This window comes from Nostoc sp. NZL, assembly GCF_015714705.1.
In the GTDB taxonomy this organism is placed as follows: domain Bacteria; phylum Cyanobacteriota; class Cyanobacteriia; order Cyanobacteriales; family Nostocaceae; genus Nostoc; species Nostoc foliaceum_A.
The window spans coordinates 89,884-105,605 of record NZ_WBKL01000001.1; the positions used below are offsets into that span (position 1 = coordinate 89,884).

Consider the following 15,722-nt stretch of genomic DNA (forward strand, 5'->3'; position numbering starts at 1 on the left):
ATCCCAAATTTAAAATCCCAAATTTAATGCCCGACTATATCCGAGATGCCAACGAAATTTACCGTAATTCCTTTGCAATCATCCGGTCAGAAGCAAACCTAGATGTGCTGCCACCAGATGTAGCAAAAGTTGCTGTGCGTCTCATTCATGCCTGTGGGATGACGGATATTGTTACTGACTTGGGATATTCACCGACAGCGGTGCAATCCGCAAGGGAAGCACTAGCAGCAGGAGCGCCGATTCTGTGCGATTGTCGGATGGTTGCCGATGGCGTTACCAGGCGAAGGTTATCTGCAAACAATCAAGTTATTTGTACCCTCAACGAGCCGGAAGTGCCAGAAATTGCCCAGCGTCTAAATACTACAAGGTCGGCGGCAGCTTTAGAATTATGGCGATCGCACCTGGAAGGATCAGTGATCGCAATTGGCAATGCGCCCACAGCACTGTTTAGGCTGTTAGAAATGCTCGATGAAGGAGTGCCCAAACCTGCTATTATCTTAGGCTTTCCAGTGGGTTTTGTCGGTGCAGCAGAATCGAAAGCAGCACTAGCAGCAGACAGCAGAAATGTACCATTTTTGACCTTACATGGTCGGCGCGGTGGAAGTGCGATCGCAGCCGCAGCAGTTAACGCCCTGGCAACGGAGGAAGAATGAATATGAAAACCAAAGGTCGTCTTTATGGAATTGGTGTCGGCCCAGGCGATCCCGAACTATTGACTCTGAAAGCGTTGCGGTTATTACGTGCGGCTCCTGTGGTAGCCTATCAATCAGCAACAGATAAAGAAAGTATTGCTAGAGCGATCGTGGCGCAATATCTTCCTGGCAATCAAATCGAGGTGCTATTTCACCTCCCCCGCGCTTTGGAGCCAGAAAAGGCAAAGTCTATTTATGACAAGGAAATTGAACCAATCGCCGACCATTTAGCAGCGGGTCGAGATGTTGTGGTGCTATGTGAAGGCGATCCATTTTTCTATGGTTCCTTTATGTACCTGTTCACGCGGTTATGTGACCAGTACGAAACAGAAGTTGTCCCTGGAGTTTCCTCGCTGATGGCTTGTCCGGTAGCCTTGGGTGTCCCGTTCACCTACTATACCGATATCCTCACAGTGCTACCCGCCCCATTGCCCGCAGAAGAACTGACTACACATCTGCTGATGACTGATGCAGCCGCAATTATGAAGTTGGGTCGTCATTTTACCAAAGTACGAGATATCCTGCATAAATTAGGGCTAGCGTCACGGGCAAGATATATTGAGCGGGCATCAACTTCACAGCAACGCATCGTACCCCTGGATGAAGTTGATCCAGCCGAAGTACCCTATTTCTCGATGATTGTGATTCCCACCAAGAATCGGCTATAGTCCTTTGATATAATTCATCGAAAATCGAAAATAGAATAACCTCCTGGCAGATTGAACCAGGAGAGTTCAAAAAAATTGATTCATCTTTACAAACGTTGTAGCAGGCTCAAACCGTGGGTATCAGTACCACAGGTATTGAAAAGAAAGTATTCATCAGCCAACTTTTGCACTTGTTCTGATTCCAATACGCTGGGTTGCCAAGGGTTAGGGTTATTGTAGGCGTAGAAAGTTTCCACACCATCGATACCCTTTTGGGCAGCAGATGGAATTAAGTCAAAGTGCGATCGCTTGTAACGAGCCGGATGAGCCAGAACTGCCAATCCCCCAGCATCATGAATAGCGGCAATCACGTTACTTGCCTGATATTCTTCGCCTATAGTCGCCCTTCTTTGGAGATAAGGCTTCATGCTAGGGTGTTCTGGTGTAAAAGCGTAAGCCAAAATGTGAACTTCTATATCCAAAAGGCTGGCATTAATTTCCACGCCACTCCACAGGTAAGGAGTACTTGCACCAGGATTACTCCACTTCCAATCTTCTAACCAAGATTGTGCAGCTTGATAGCCGATAATACCATGATGATCGGTGATGGCTAACCCTTTTAGCCCAATAGCGATCGCCTGTTCCATCAATCCAATCGGCTGCAACCTCCCATCCGAGTAGACAGTGTGCATATGAAAGTTAAATAACCTTGGACAACTTTGTGCATCAATGTTCTGGAATACTTGCTTCAAAAGTTCTGTGGAAGCAGTAGTCCGGGCCAAATTTACAGCCATAACCCCCTCTGAATAAAAATATATATTTTTAACACACTAAAACGCCCTATCTACAGATGAGAAACCTCCAACACTGTAAATTAGTATTGGTGGCTACTTTCTCAGCTTTTTCAGCAAATTTTTCAATATGTTAAGACTACGTTAGCAAATCTTAACCTCAGTAGTCATGGGTAATTTGGACTACTTGAAATATAAGTAGTAAAAAATATTGCATATAAAATTTTATAAATAGGTTTATAGTATTTGTGTGAAATGGCTTATGTTTAAAGGCTTAGGAGAGTAATTTTCTCTAGCAAGCCTAAGATGTGACTTTATATATCGTGTAAAAAATACTATTTATAACGGTAATTACACTAAAATTATCTAACTAGTAATTACTTCAGCGTAGGCGTAGCCCGCCGCAGGGATCGCAGTGATTGAAAATGGATAATTGTCTACAATAGCTTCAAGAAAACTAGCGATGTCTACGACGGGCTATGCCTACGCTTGCGGCTAACTATACCCCTCGCGCAATCCCAAAAGAATCTCCCTTCAAGGTGATTCCAAGCGGTTTTACCACAACCTCGCGGGCAAGAGACGCTTCAACTTTTCCGGCAATCACCGCTGAAAGCTTATGTTCTCTTGCGAGGATAACGATCCTCTCTGCATCCTGCACCGACTCTGTATAAAATGCAAATCCTGCTCCGTAATTGAACACGGAAAGCATCATAGCTGCCCCGCCCTCAAGATGACCCTCGGCAAAGGTAAATATCTCCGGTACAGGGAGCATCGTTTCGATGACGTACCGCAGCGGCTTCACCGACCGCATCAGCTTCTGCCAGCCATGGCCAGTAATGTTCTCCATTGCGGTGGGACGAATTCCCTCACCGAGCACCGCCTGGACAAGCGGCGTGTAGAGATACGAAGCGGCATTCATCGCTTCCCAGAACTCCTGCCCACTTGGAAGTTTGGTTCTGTAGCCATCAGGGAGAGACTCAGCAAGCTTTCGCAGTGGGGTAAAGCCATTCTCATGGGGCCCCGAACTTTCGACGAGAACAATAGTATTTCCGGCATCTAGACGCGAGCTATCAATGGGAGCGACACCAGCAGGCATAACCCCAAAAACCGAGCCTGCGATGTCGAGCCGGCCTGGAATCATCTTTGTTTTTAGTTGAGGAGTTTCCCCTGAGAGGTACACACACCCCACTCGTTTGCACGCCTCAACTACTCCATCAAGAAACCCATCAAGGAAAGCTGGGGTAAATATCGTTTCAGGAGTACTCGACGGCAGATATAAACCGAGAAGTATAGTCTGCATACCTGATGTTGCCGCATCATTCGTAAGACACGAGATGATCTTGATACCTATATTCCACCAGAAGCGTCGAAGCTCTTCTTCGGAAAGGTCGTCAGGTCGAGTATCGTCTGCGGTGCCCAGTCCTTCCGGGACAAGTGTCATCGAAAGTTCTCTAGCTCCCGCCTCTAGAAATGGAGCAAGGTTGAAGCTGAAAGCATTAGCACTTGCTCCGAGACCCGATGCGGGCACGATGCCATAGGCGCTTGCAAAGCCAAGCGTGCGTTTTGCAGCATCGATGAAGCGTCGTTTTGCGGCATCGAGAGTATCGTAATCGACTTGATCGAGAGCTTGAGCCATCAGGTTGCGTTTTAAGTTAGAAGTTAGGAGAGATGCGATTAATCGCGTCTGTGCAAGAGTTAAAAGTTAGGAAAACTCATAACTCCTAACTTTAAAATACCTCATCTTCAATACCACGCCACCATTCCCCCAAATTCATCAAGTCTTTGTAAATGTCTTCTAATTCTTTGGTGTAGACATCGTTTGTAAGAGTCGCTCGACGCTCTTGCAATTTCTGGAGGCGCAGTTGTACCAATACCCAAGGTTTAGTGATGCTATTCGTTGCTTCGATGTATTGCGCTAGTTCTTTGCTATCCATAATGTTTTATATTTTGATTTTCATTTAACTACTTTTATTCAAGTGATTGCCCATTCCGCCACTGAAGAATGGAAAAGGGAGAAATTAAAAAGAATTTCTCCCTTTTCTTGCTGGGCTTTCTGCTTCAACTTTTGTAAATTAACTGATTGTTTCTACTTTACATAGTCTGGCACAAGCCATGTATACACATTTAACTTTACCGTTCCCAAAAGGTAGGGTAGCAGCTTGCTAGCATGTATAGCAGCCAGTTTAAAACTGACAATTAATTAAGCTTTGGCCAGGTTTTCAGCAGCAAAGTCCCAGTTGACCAAGTTTTCTAGGAAATTCTTGATGAACGCCGGACGGGCGTTTCTGTAGTCAATGTAGTAGGCGTGTTCCCAAACATCCAAGGTTAGGAGTGCCTTCTGACCATAAGCTAGTGGATTTTCTGCATTTGGTGTCTTAATCACCTTCAGCGTCCCACCATCATCAATCAACCAAGACCATCCACTGCCGAATTGAGTTGCAGCAGCGTTAGAGAACTCTTCCTTGAATTTGTCGAAGCTACCAAAATCTTTATCGATTTTGGCTGCGAGATCACCAGTAGGTGCGCCGCCACCGACTGGTTTCAAGGAATTCCAAAAGAAGGTGTGGTTCCAAACCTGGGCAGCATTGTTGAAAATTCCCACCTTAGAGGAATCTTTGAAGGAAGTTTTGATCACTTCTTCCAGAGACTTATCAGCAAGTTCTGTACCTTCAGTGAGCTTGTTGAGGTTGTCTACATACGCTTTGTGATGCTTGCCATAGTGATACTCGAAAGTTTCAGCTTTCATGCCATGTGGCTCTAAAGCATTAATGTCGAAGGGTAGTGGGGGCTGTACAAATGCCATTGTGTCAAATCCTCTCTTTACCGGTTTCCAGTTTTAAGCTATTACAGAAGCTTAGGAAATTAACAGCTTTTATTTTTGGGGTTTTATGTCTTTAATGATGAAACATAAAACTTAACATCGTCATTTTACTACCAAAGTGAAGATAAAAACAAAGTACTCGTCCAATAAGTCAAATCGCTAGTAAATAATGACTATAAATAAAAATGGCTAATATTTCCTAGCTTAAAGACCAATAAGTAATTAAGTAGGCATAATTAAACGTAAAATGCCAACCACTGAAATCATCTTACTGAGCAGGTTTTAGCTTTTAGAGGTAGTACCATCTTGAGGTTTCCCCAAGTGGATTAACTGCCGTCCTTCTACCTCCAGCAAAAACTGCTTTTTACTTAGCATTTAGGAATTAAAGCTTTCTGGCTTCTATCTGTAGCAAGATTAATTGAGATGTGAGGTATCAGTCGAAAGCGTGATGATTTAGTACTGAAAAAATATAAAATTTAGAATACGAGACTAAAATTTGAAAATTATTTATTTTGCCTCTGGGCTGTTTCTGGTCGATGCAGTTTTAAGGATGGTAAGTGAATAATTACTCATCTACCACCCTTTTGAACTAAAAAACTAACAGCAAATAGCGGTGATTACCACTAAGATAAACGCTGCTGGTAGTAATCAACAATTTGTGCTGTGACTTCAGAAATATTCAGACCATCGGTCTGAACTTCGATCGCATCGGCAGCTTTTTGCAAAGGAGAAACTTTGCGTGTACTATCTTTCCAGTCACGTTCGGCAATATCTCGTTCCAGCTGCTCTAAACTCACTTCGGGTTGACCTTGTTTGTTAAAGTCTTCCTGGCGGCGACGGGCGCGTTCACTCACAGAAGCGGTTAAGAAGATTTTCACTTCGGCATCAGGGAAAACGTGAGTACCGATGTCACGACCTTCAGCCACTAAACCACCTCTTTTACCCCAATTTTGCTGTTGTTTAACTAGTGCTTGACGGACAGCGCTTTGTGCCGCGATCGCAGATACTTTAGATGTCACTTCAATTGTGCGAATTGCCTGGGTAACATCAGTACCGTCAATCCAAACCCGCACGCTCGATTGTAAATCCTGGTTAGGAGTAAGTTCAATTTTACACTGGTTAGTTAATTCAGCGATCGCACACTCATTATCAAAGGCAATGCCCTTTTGCAGTACTAACCAAGTAACAGCCCGGTACATTGCTCCTGTATCTAAATACACTAAACCCAGGTTTGCTGCGACTTGACGCGCCACTGTGGATTTTCCAGCCCCGGCTGGGCCATCAATGGCGATAATGGGTTGACGATCGCGCAATATGATATTGTCAATCAAACGTGTAGACCCAAGACGAGCTGCGATCGCCAACATTCCTTCCTCCTCAACTTTTTCTAAAGACATCAACGTAGTCGGTTCAACCAATTCAATATATTCCACTAAAATCGTGCTGACTATTGCCACTTCTTGCTGTACCACTGCTATCAACTTGTTGCTATTGCGATCGCCTGCTTTGAATGCAGCTTCAGCTCGTTGTAAGCCGCGATATAATGCCGCTGCTTGCTCTTTTGCTGTTGCAGTCAAATATTGATTACGAGAACTGAAGGCAAGACCCGACGCTTCCCGCACTGTTGGACAAGCAACAATTTCTACTGGCAAATTTAAGTCAGCTACTAAGCGTTTAATAATTGCCAGTTGCTGACCATCCTTTTGACCAAAGTAGGCACGGTCAGGCTGTACCAAGTTGAAAAGTTTGGTCACAATCGTAGCGACACCCTGAAAGTGACCTAGCCGAGAACGACCACACAAGCCTGTTATCATAGCAGATGGGGGGATAACTTGTGTAACCTTTGATTCTTGTATACTCTTCTGGGGAACTGCCATCTCTTCAGGAGTTGGTGCAAAAATAGCATCTACCCCAGCTTGTTCACAAAGTTTTTGGTCTTGCTCTAAAGTGCGGGGATAGCGTTGATAATCCTCATTAGGAGCAAATTGCAAGGGATTGACGAAAATACTCACAAGCACCGTAGAATTTTCTTGTCGCGCCCGTTGGATCAAGCTTAAATGACCTTGATGCAAATTCCCCATTGTTGGCACCAGACCGACTGCCGTCTGATACCAGCCAGCCATCTCATCTAGTCTCAGATCCTCAGTAGCCGCAATTAGCTTGTTTTCTGAGCAGCGTTTAGTTAAATAGCAGCGTAAAGCTGCGACTGTTGTCAGCAGGCGCACAAAAATACCCCTAGTTCTTATCGATCCCTCCCCCGTTAGTTTATATCTGAAATAGAGGGAAGAGATGATTGAACTAGGGGAATTAAGTGATACGGAACTGAAAATTGGGTATTAGGGATTGGGTATTAGGGGTTGGGAATTGGGTATGGTTCTTCTTGTCTCCCCAGTCCCCAGTCCCTACTCCCTAATAATTATTTCCCCAAAACTTCAACACGTACTGGTGCCACGCCACTGCCCATCATTCCCAAAACCCGAGCCGCGCCAGTAGACACGTCAATGATTCGACCCCGAATGAATGGGCCTCGGTCATTAATTCGCAGCACTACAGAACGACCATTGCGGGTGTTGGTTACACGGACTTTTGTACCAAAAGGTAAGCTGCGATGAGCGGCAGTCATTCCTTCAGGGTTGAATCTCTGTCCGCTAGCAGTGCGATTACCAGCAAAGTCATAGCCATAAAAAGAAGCTATACCTCTCAAGGTGGATCGCACTGCTCCAACAGCAATCTGTTGAGGCTGCTTTGGCATTGCTATTGGCGAACGCACAGGTAAATTAGCAATCTCTTTTAAGGGAGATGCATTGCCTAGTAGCCTCCGCAGGCGATTGGTTGCTTGCAATGCATCTTGCGCCAGATTGTCGGTGCTATCTGCTAGTCGTGTACCTTCGTTGATTTCGACCAATTCTTCGCCATTAATTTTGATTATATAGCGATCGCCATTTTGCTGGAGAGGGGCGCTTTTGTTTTGCGCTTGATTGGCAGTAGATTTTTCCCCTGCTTTCCAACTTACGCTAATCTTACTCCCGTCTACATTTTCCCGATTCAACTGGTTGATCTTAGCTGCTATTACACCAGCTATCTGAACCGGGTCATTGTCACCGTAGCTAATCTGGTTACTCACATCTGTTACGTTCCCAGCATTCAGTCCATTTGATGAATTGCTAGCAATAAGGGCGTACGATTGTACGCCCCTAGTATTTCCAATTTCACCAACTTTTTTAGTTTCAAGATTCGTATTTGATACAGAACTCAAAAAGGTCAGAACAGGTATATTTCGGATAAAAAGGGTTGCCGCCTTACGTCCTCTAATGTTGTGAGGATGAATTTCTGTAATCACAGCATCCAAGGTTTGTTTCCCTGCTCTGGATTGGTACTCTCCCACCTTCACCACTTCAGGGGCAGGTGATTTTTGGGAAGCTAGCGCATTCCCCTTGGTGGTTTGAGTGCAACCGACTGAGGGTATGCCCAAAACAGCCATAGAGAGGGTAACAATAATCCACAAATGTCTTTGATTCATGCGTCCGTTTTTAAAGCGACTGTAGAACTTAAGTTTTATAACTCGCGGGATTTTTCACTAGTGAAAGTGAATTCCCTTCTGAAAAACTCGAACTCGTTCCGTTTTCACTTTGTTATTTATAACTGCAACAGACTAACACGAACCTTTTGGCTTGGGGATCAGGGTTTTAGCGTAATTATTGGCAGCTTTCTCTAATTCCAATTCCAATTTTAAGGGCGAAACCTTTCTCAAATAGGGGCTTTGGCTATGTAACGCTTTTTTTAGCAAGTCAAAAATTTCTTAAAAAGACTTTACGCTTATTCCACACCAAAGTAACGATACCCTATTCACATCTGTTCTAAAGGCTCGTAACTACCCGTGTATTCTAGATTACATATATTTTATCTATTTCCTATAAGAAGGTAATATAACTTTCATTAAATGGCAACGGCATAAATACTCAAAATCACTTATTTAATGAAATATTCAGATTTCCCTATGAATAAGTCGTGATATGAGTTACATCTTAAATAATTATGCAGATTAGTTTGAGTTTAATATCTTGTTTCAAAGTTTTTTCTACTTAGATTAATCATGACTTTTATTCACCATGACTAGACTGAAGCTAGTGATATATATAACTTACCGTGCCAGTGTTACTGAGTATAAAAAAAAGGGCAATACCCAACTTAATATTTTTCAGGATGAATGACTCAAAAATTAAGAAAACTTAGTGATCGTTTGGAGATGAAATTTTATCAGTATAAAAAACGACAATAAGTATTTTTTACCCTAAGTAGTTGCTCAAGTCTGATTTTTTAGAGCAAGCTGTCTTTTCCAAAATCTTTCCAATTTTAGGGATGTACATCTACACCCCTACTATATATATAGTGAGTATTTTGGGGAATGCTATCAGCGTGACGACAAACCAAGCACATCAAGGAGATTTTAAAATAGAACCATCGCCATTATTAGCTGTTCTCAACGAGTTGCATTCCCAGTACAAGTCAGTGCGGGAGGGTGCAGTAACGAAATTTATTCCGGAACTGGCAAAGGCAAACCCGGACTTGTTCAGCATTTGCATTGTGACAGTAGATGGTCAGGTTTACAAAGTAGGCGACTACGATCACCTCTTTACCATTCAGTCAATTTCCAAAGTATTTGCTTATGGACTTGCCTTAGAAGATCATGGACTGGATTACGTATTGACTAGAGTTGGCGTGGAACCGACGGGGGATGCATTCAACGCGATTATTTTGGATGAGCAATCGAAGCGACCTTATAACCCAATGGTAAATGCTGGAGCGATCGCAACCACCAGCTTAATTAAAGGTTCCGGCCCCACCGAACGCCTCAACCGGATGCTGGATATGTTCAAGCGATATATTGGCCGCGACGTGTTCGTTGACATTTCAGTTTTTACTTCAGAACGGAGTACAGGGCATCGCAACCGTGCAATGGCGCATCTGATGCTCAACTTTGGCATGATTGACCGGAACATTGAAGAGTCGCTGGATCTTTATTTCCAGCAGTGTGCTGTGATGGTAAATTGCCAAGACTTAGCAGTGATGGCGGCTACCCTTGCTAACAGAGGTATTAACCCCATCACCAAAGAATCGGCGGTGGATAAGCGTTACATCAAAGATATTTTGAGTGTTATGTATACCTGTGGGATGTACAACTTTGCAGGTGAGTGGGCTTATAAAATTGGGATTCCGGCAAAAAGCGGTATTTGTGGTGGAATTATCGCCGTTGTACCCAATAAGATGGGCATTGGAGTTTTTTCGCCCTTGCTAGATATGCGTGGTAACAGTGTGCGGGGGGTGAAGGTGTGTGAAGAACTTTCCCAACGGTTAGGTTTACATTTATTTGATTGTTCAGGTCAAGAGGCGAAATTTCAATAAATTTTGCTTGAATAGGACTTATGCAATCAATCATGAACTTCTGATTTTTGATCTGCCCAAGAGCGCTTGCCTCATAATAAATATCGCGCCCTTGGGCTTTAGTTTTTCAGAAACTGTTATTTTTGCTTCTGTGGAGGGTTATGAAAATTATCGAACCGCCTACTCCTACGGAGAAGCAAGCTACGCGCAGCGTCTCGTAGAGAAGCCGCCAAGAGCGCTTTCGCGTAGCGTCTCGAAGAGAAGAAAAGAAACAGAGAATTTCATAAATCATTTAGGACTGCTATGGATCACAATTCTTCTGCTTGGGGAAGCGGGAAGATTTCACCAGCCAAGTAAGCTGGAAAGTGCTTTTGAAAATACAACCAAGAAGTCATATCTTCGCCATCTATCAATGCTTTTGGGGCTTTTTTATATAAAGGAATACGGTTATTAATTTCGTCTTGCAGCAATGGGGGCAGTTCTGTTAAACCATTGACTTTGCTGCCAACAGCACTGTAGATCAGTTGACCGGGGCGATCGCCCATTTTCATCCAGGGAAGCCATTGACCAATCCGATCCCAACTCAGTTTAAGTTCAGAAACAGAGGAGAGGGCTGTGTTGAATAAATCTGCGGTTGGCACAGTTAATTTAAACAATTCCGCTGCCTGATAAATTGGATTTGGGCTGTATTCGGCAAATTTTGGCTCGTCTGCTAAGGGATTGGGGTAATAGGGAAATATATCAAAAACGAAGGTTGTACTATCACCATCTACTTGTGCGGGAAAATTTCCCTCAAACTTACCCTGTACAGGATTATTGGCAACGTGAATCACTGGAACTGTCTCGCCTGTCCAAGGATTCTCCCATTTGGATAAAACCTCATCTGTTTTTGGGTTGAGGTAGTAAGTCAGTTCCCTGGAAGTAAAATCCCAGCTACCCTCTGCTGTGGGAATACATCTGCTAACACTCAATCCCAGCATCTTAAAAAGGAGTTGTCTTTTCTCGCCGGGGATAAAGGCGTAAATTTTACCTTTCCAAATCAGGAAAGTCGATTCGGTAGGGTCGAGGGAAGAACGAGTTTTAACCCAGTGCTGCGCTTCAAGTTCTTGAATTTGGGCAACCATCTAAAGCATCCTTAGTATCTGGATAACAAAAGAATAAGCTAACCTGCATCTTTGTTATTAGTCATTAGTCAAAAACTAATGCCCCATGCCCAATACTTCGGCAATTAAACTGATTCAGAAAGTTGCTCATCCAGACGGCGAAACAAAAACAGCCAAAGTGGTAGGGAACTATTAATCGCAATTAATCGCACTAAATGACCAGTTGTGACAATTTCAACATTATGATTTAATGCCAGGGAAACTAGGATCATTTCTGCTGATCCTCCTGGGGCTGTGACTAAAAGACAGGTTAACCAGTCCCAAGAGGTTAATTGCATCGCAAGTATAGCAGCGATCGCTCCGGCTATAAGGGTCATCGCCACAGAGATCAAGGCATAGCCGACAGTCCGCTTTCTAAAGTTGGGTTTGTCTCCCCAATATTCACCAATAGTAATTCCCAGGAGCATTTGACCCAATAAGTTAATTAAAGGCGGTGGACTAAAGCTAATATCACCCACAAAAGGCAGCCAATGTAGCAAAGGATTAAAACCGATACCAATCAACAACGCACCAAAGAAATCGCCAGCGGGAATTTTAAATAATATAGCTGGATAAACAACTAATCCAGTGATTAGGAGTACTAACAAGAGTAATTCTAGTTGAGATGGATCGAGATTGAGCCAAGCAGCGTTGATGGGGAGTGTTTGCGGATAGTAATTACCAGCTGATGTCCTAGCGATGAAGGGAATTAGAACAACTACTGAGGTGACGCGAATCGCCTGAACTAGGGCAACCAAGCTAACATTTTTATTGTAATCGGCGGCGATCGCTGCCATAATTCCGACACCGCCAGGAACTGTAGCCAGCATTGCTGTCAATAGATTGGTTTTGCTGATGCGGGAGTAAATGTAACCAATACAGCTTCCACTCAGCAGCAAAAACAAGGTAAGAAAAATAAATATGGGAATACCAGAAGCAACACTAGCCAGATTACCGTGAGCATTGGAAGCGCCGACAGTTAAGCCTACAAGTGCCATTCCCACTTTTCTCGCAGTACGGTTAGGTTGAGGGGAATATTGATAAAAAATTCGACACCCTTGAAGAACTACTGTACCAGCAGCAATCCCGCCAAAGATCCAGGCAATCCTACCAATTTGGAACTTTGCTAAGAGTAAACCCAGAGGTAATGCCAGAAGCATTTCTAAGGTAAGGACAATTAGTTGCTTCGTAAATAGCTGTTGTTTGGTAACAACAGGAGTTTCATGAATGTGTTCTTCCAGGCTGGGAGCAACACTTAGGCTTTGATTCATCGATATGAGCTTTTTTATTAATTTAACTATGCATTTAAGGTAATGCGATCGCGTTGAAGGAAGAAGGTGGCAGGAGGCGGCACTTCTCTACGAGATGCTGCGCCCTAAGCGTAGCTATGCCGCAGGCTTTACGGCTACGCTCAGTGACCGGAGGCAGAAGGCAGGAGATTGCCGAAACTTATCCTAGCTTTCTTTTCCAATTGTTATAGAGGATAGGGGCACAACAGCAGTTGTACCCCTACAAATAATTGGTATTCCTTTCAACAGTTATCAGTGAACAAATTTAATACTTCACCCGTTTAATCTTCGTCAAGGGCTGGGAAAGCTTCTTCAAGCTGCCACAACCTATCTTTGTTTTGAACGAACCAAATACGAGTTTCTGGAGTTAATTTGCTCCAAATGACTTCAACAGGGATGTGAGGAGATGCATATTGGTACTGCTGACCAAGTGATTTGAGATTGTCTGCCACATCACGGGGAATTCCGAATTGTTCCCAGTCAACTGTTATGTGTCTTCCCGAAACTCCGGCTGTGGGGTCGAAAATCAATTGCGCTGATCTGACTAAATCAGCAAAGTGTTTCGGTTTGAGTTTGGTGATCTCCTGAATTTGGAGTGATTCGTTATGCTCTTGAGACATTATCGCCGCAGTGGTAAAGATTAGTGATTCAGTTGAACTTACTGCCAGAGATTTTTATCCCAATATTTTTACTTTAGCGCAGAGCCACTAACTTGATCATGACTTAACCACATAAGAGGTTTGAGCAAATTGTTTAAGGTAAACAAACTTTTGATACCGTGTCTAAGCTAGTGCAAAAAGGTTTGTAGTAAGCACTTTAGTGCATAGAAAATAAGGACTAAAGCAATACCCTTGGGTTAAGGACTAAAGTCCTTACTACGAACGTCTCGATTTTAGTGACGAGTGTAGGAACGCTCAAACTGAGTTTTGAGTGTCTGAGCCATAGCGGACATTGCAACTGCTGCTACAGAAAGCGATATTGCTACGATTCGTATTCTATAATCATCTGCAAGTATTGCTATAGCAGCTAGAGCGATCGCTACCCCTATACAACCTTGTTTAACCCTATTTGTAACTTGATAAGCTCGATTGCATGAACTACAGATAAGTGTGTGTCGCGAAAATCTGTCTAACAAAATCGGCTTTGAATTCAACTCACCATTCTCAACATTTTTCCATGTAGAATAGCCGTGATAAAAAGGCAAAGACGACCCAAATTTATCTAGCCACTTGCGGAACTCAATCACCAATGTGTCAGATGTTTTCAGCGGCAAATATAATTCCTTAAGACTTGTTCCTAAGCGCTCAATTTCTGCCTGTTGCCCCGCAATCAGAGGTAAATCCTGCTCTAATATTTTGTTGGTATTTAAGTGATCGAGCCAGCGGGGTCTCAGCTTGACTCCCCAAGTCATGAAATTGCGATAACCTCTAGCTAAAAGACGGCATCGCCCTTTACCTAAAGGAATTGAATACAAAGCTAGTCCAAATGTCCAACCTCGGTCTTCAATATAAGCAGTGTTCAGCACAAGACTTGGAGCAACAAAATCAATATATTTCCAGGCTTCATTTGATTTGTTAGTTCCCCGCCACCGGCCTTTAATCCCTTGAACCGAACTCTCTAGAACTTCCATTTCTAGCGGTTGGGCATTTTTGCGATTACTACCACCTCTGGTGCCATGATGGCTAATAGCAACATGAGCAGGATCGATGACGTTCTCTACTAGATATGTTTGGTCATAAGGCAGATCCAATATAAAGTCTGTATGTACAAATCCTGGCTTATCTAAATCTGGCAGAATTGGAATAATTTCATCAACAGCAGTTTCTTTTTCGCCAGCCCACACCCAAATCATGCCTTGGCGTTCTACAACCTTAAAGGATTGTACGCAAGCATTGGCTGGAATTTTTGCATCTGCTGGTAATTGGGGAATGTGCAGACATTCACCATCACTACCAAACTGCCAACCGTGATATAAACACTCAATTTTGCCGTCAATAATTTGTCCTTCAGAAAGTTTCGCTGTACGGTGAGGACAACGATCCGCTAAACAGATAAACTGTCCATCTTTGTTTTTGAACAAAACCAAGGGTTCATCGTACAAGGAAAAGCTATGAGGGCGGTTGCTAGGCAAGTCTTGCACAAAGGTAACGGGATACCAGCATTGCCTCCATTTAAATTCTTGCTTTTCCTCAAGTGACTCAAAGGTAGAAGTTGGTGGTGTCGCCTGTAGTGTCTCTGTTTCTAATGACATAGTTTTCTCCAGGTTTCTATAATTTTATACCTTTGAATCAGCAGATTATTAGTCCCAGAGATAGAAGATTTTTAGGGTAAAACTTCAAAAATTAACAATGTAAATGTCCTGGAATGTTTTTATGTAGATCCGTTATCTGACTAATTAAATGTTGCAGCTTTTACCTCAGTTAATCATTTTCGATCAGAACTGTAACTGCTGCGATCGCAATCAACATTTCGTCATTTTTATCGTTGAGTTCGGGAATCGCCCGCCCTTGAACTATCATTCCCCCAGATTCTACGGTAAGAGTTTTCCGACCAAATGGTAGTACAGCTAATACTTCTTCTTCTCTAACTTGTTCTGGATATGGAACTGCTACCTGAACCTCTATAATCATTTCATTGGGGTGACTTAAGCCTGCAACTTCCCAAACACCAGGTAAAGCATTGTGAGCGATCGCATTTCGTACTGCCCTAGATGCTGCTACTGTAGGTTCTTGTCCATGCTGATCTATTCCCATCCCCATTTCAATAATCAACCGTTTACGTGCCATTACTACCTCCGGTAAATTCTGCAACGATAAATTAGGAGTCAAGAGCCAGAATTTAGAGTTATCTGAATACTGACTTATGACTCCCCAAGAGAGCATATATATTATGTATGGCCTTCTGTGGAGAAGGGAAAATTAGTGGCAGATTTTGATAAGAGGCAAGGGGGCAGGGGGC

At 43.3% G+C, this 15,722-nt stretch carries 14 protein-coding genes; 3 read left to right on the forward strand and 11 right to left on the reverse strand.

The features are described 5' to 3' along the window. Positions 1-26 precede the first annotated feature (26 nt). Together F8R90_RS00405 and F8R90_RS00410 are read left to right on the forward strand one after the other, a co-directional pair. A complete protein-coding gene (locus F8R90_RS00405) occupies positions 27-653 on the forward strand; it encodes a precorrin-8X methylmutase (protein ID WP_196508623.1) in 627 nt (208 codons plus the stop codon). A gap of 2 nt (positions 654-655) precedes the next feature. Continuing rightward, positions 656-1,360, forward strand: a complete 705-nt coding sequence (locus tag F8R90_RS00410; protein ID WP_196508625.1) for a precorrin-2 C(20)-methyltransferase — start codon at positions 656-658, stop codon at positions 1,358-1,360. Positions 1,361-1,446: 86 nt separating this feature from the next. Here the strand turns inward: F8R90_RS00410 and F8R90_RS00415 are convergent, their stop codons facing one another. The 6 genes from F8R90_RS00415 to F8R90_RS00440 form a co-directional block, all read right to left on the reverse strand. Next, positions 1,447-2,133, reverse strand: coding sequence for a PHP domain-containing protein (locus F8R90_RS00415; protein WP_196508627.1), 687 nt, complete (start codon positions 2,131-2,133; stop codon positions 1,447-1,449). Positions 2,134-2,629: 496 nt separating this feature from the next. Next, entirely contained in the window at positions 2,630-3,766 is a 1,137-nt protein-coding gene (locus F8R90_RS00420) for an AIR synthase related protein (RefSeq protein ID WP_196508628.1), read from the reverse strand. 91 nt (positions 3,767-3,857) lie between these two features. Next, entirely contained in the window at positions 3,858-4,064 is a 207-nt protein-coding gene (locus F8R90_RS00425; protein WP_190894227.1) for a hypothetical protein, read from the reverse strand. Positions 4,065-4,330: 266 nt separating this feature from the next. Next, entirely contained in the window at positions 4,331-4,933 is a 603-nt protein-coding gene (locus tag F8R90_RS00430; RefSeq protein ID WP_196508630.1) for a superoxide dismutase, read from the reverse strand. 641 nt (positions 4,934-5,574) lie between these two features. Beyond that, a complete protein-coding gene (locus tag F8R90_RS00435) occupies positions 5,575-7,176 on the reverse strand; it encodes a bifunctional pantoate--beta-alanine ligase/(d)CMP kinase (protein ID WP_196508631.1) in 1,602 nt (533 codons plus the stop codon). 191 nt (positions 7,177-7,367) lie between these two features. Next, on the reverse strand, positions 7,368-8,471 hold the full coding sequence (locus F8R90_RS00440) for a septal ring lytic transglycosylase RlpA family protein (RefSeq protein ID WP_196508633.1): 1,104 nt from the start codon (positions 8,469-8,471) through the stop codon (positions 7,368-7,370). 839 nt (positions 8,472-9,310) lie between these two features. Here F8R90_RS00440 and glsA point away from each other — a divergent pair. After that, on the forward strand, positions 9,311-10,354 hold the full coding sequence (gene glsA, locus F8R90_RS00445; RefSeq protein ID WP_230966008.1) for a glutaminase A: 1,044 nt from the start codon (positions 9,311-9,313) through the stop codon (positions 10,352-10,354). Between the two features lie 287 nt (positions 10,355-10,641). On the opposite strand, the gene F8R90_RS00450 is transcribed toward glsA, so the two are convergent. The 5 genes from F8R90_RS00450 to F8R90_RS00470 form a co-directional block, all read right to left on the reverse strand. After that, entirely contained in the window at positions 10,642-11,457 is an 816-nt protein-coding gene (locus F8R90_RS00450; protein ID WP_196508637.1) for a DUF1838 domain-containing protein, read from the reverse strand. 104 nt (positions 11,458-11,561) lie between these two features. Further along, positions 11,562-12,746, reverse strand: coding sequence for an AbrB family transcriptional regulator (locus F8R90_RS00455; RefSeq protein WP_196508639.1), 1,185 nt, complete (start codon positions 12,744-12,746; stop codon positions 11,562-11,564). 299 nt (positions 12,747-13,045) lie between these two features. Beyond that, a complete protein-coding gene (locus F8R90_RS00460; RefSeq protein ID WP_196508641.1) occupies positions 13,046-13,384 on the reverse strand; it encodes a hypothetical protein in 339 nt (112 codons plus the stop codon). Between the two features lie 272 nt (positions 13,385-13,656). Beyond that, positions 13,657-15,015: an aromatic ring-hydroxylating dioxygenase subunit alpha gene (locus F8R90_RS00465; RefSeq protein WP_196508643.1), complete on the reverse strand. Its 1,359-nt coding sequence runs from the start codon at positions 15,013-15,015 to the stop codon at positions 13,657-13,659. Between the two features lie 169 nt (positions 15,016-15,184). Then, positions 15,185-15,550 carry a Lin0512 family protein gene (locus tag F8R90_RS00470; RefSeq protein ID WP_196508645.1) on the reverse strand — a complete coding sequence of 122 codons (366 nt, stop codon included), beginning with the start codon at positions 15,548-15,550 and terminating at the stop codon, positions 15,185-15,187. Positions 15,551-15,722 lie beyond the last annotated feature (172 nt).